The organism is Streptomyces durocortorensis (assembly GCF_016901035.1).
GTDB classification, from domain to species: domain Bacteria; phylum Actinomycetota; class Actinomycetes; order Streptomycetales; family Streptomycetaceae; genus Streptomyces; species Streptomyces durocortorensis.
In genome coordinates, this window is the sequence record NZ_JAFEUF010000497.1 from 1 (window position 1) to 1,318 (window position 1,318).

Annotated in this window: 2 protein-coding genes; both read right to left on the reverse strand. The window is 76.9% G+C overall.

Going from position 1 to position 1,318, the window contains the following annotated elements; genetic code table 11:
* Positions 1–108: 108 nt before the first annotated feature.
* Complete coding sequence (locus JS521_RS35700) at positions 109–1,119, reverse strand: acyltransferase domain-containing protein (RefSeq protein WP_205086996.1); 1,011 nt, start codon at positions 1,117–1,119, stop codon at positions 109–111.
* The coding region (locus JS521_RS35705; RefSeq protein WP_205086997.1) for a hypothetical protein at positions 1,116–1,318 on the reverse strand (203 nt) is incomplete at its 5' end. The genes JS521_RS35700 and JS521_RS35705, both read right to left, overlap by 4 nt.

Consider the following 1,318-nt stretch of genomic DNA (forward strand, 5'->3'; position numbering starts at 1 on the left):
CTCCCCCGTGTCCCCCGCGCACGGAACCCCCCGGTTCCGCAGGGACGTAATGTCCCACGCCGCCGTCCGCCCGGTCGAGCCGGGTGGGGCTCGGCCGGGGCGGCGGCGTCACGGCAGGTCGGTCCACCCGTGGGCCGTACGCCAGTGGCCCCCCGCCCGCAGGTGCCGGACCAGGGAGCGGTGCAGGGTCGTCTGCTGCGGCAGGCGGTCGAGGTCGGCCGTCCCCGGCGGTGCGTGGAAGACGAACTCCAGCACGTCGTCGTCGCCCACCTGGCCGGACCCGAAGGCCGCGAAGCGCCGCTGGAACACGAGGATGTTGGAGCTTTCCGGAAGGTGGTCGGCGAGCTGCGGGTCCAGGAGCCAGGAGCTGCACGTGGCGTGCCGGTGGCGGGTGCCGGGGAAGTGGCGGGCGTGGAACTCCCGGGCGGCGGCGAAGGAGGCATCGCGGCCGGCGGGGTCGAGCGGGCCGTCGCCGGGGATGTGCACCTTGAGGACCTGGTCCCCGTGCGCAGGGCCCCCGGCGGTCGCCGCGTCCCCGCCCGTGGCGTCCGCGTCGAGGACGCCCCGCTCGAACTGGAGTCGGCCGAGCCGGTGCAGGGCGCCCTGGAAGTGGCGGACGATCCACCGCTGGCGGTCGAAGCCGCCGGTGCCGTGGCCGAGCCGGTACGTGGTCAGCTTCGCGCCGAGGTCCGCGAAGGTGGCGGCGACGACGTCGTCCGGGATACCGAGACGGCGTTGCCGCTCCAGGGCGTGCGGGAGGGCCAGGACGTAGAGGTGGACGTAGAAGTAGCGGCCCGCGCTGCCGAGGGCGGCGGGCGCGGTGGGCCAGTCGGGCGCGGCGGACGGGACGTCGGGGCCGGGGTCGGCGTAGAGCCGCTGGTGGCAGCGGACCAGCGCCTCCCACCGGGCGGGGTCGCGCGCCGGGTCCGGCAGACCGGCGGCCACCTCTTCCCGGTCCGGTCCGGGGACGGCCAGCAGGTCGATCCGCTCGGCCAGCTCCGCGCCGGTCGGTACCACCGGGTCGGCGACGGCCGGGGCTGCGGGCTGGCCGGCGAGGGCGTCCAGCCACTGCCGTACGGCGGCTTCCGGGTCGACGGGACGTTCCGTGTCGCGGGTCATGCGTGGGCCGCCCCGATGAGCTGGTGGCGGAGCCGGTCCAGCTCGCGGATGCTGTCGTCCAGGCCGCCCGGGCGGGACCTGAGGAGCCAGCAGGCGCGTTGCTCGGCGAGCAGCGGCTCGATCCGGCGCAGCAGGCGGCGCGCGGTGGCCGGGTCGATCGCGTCGGCTTCGGGGACAGGGGCGGGGGCGACGTCGGGGT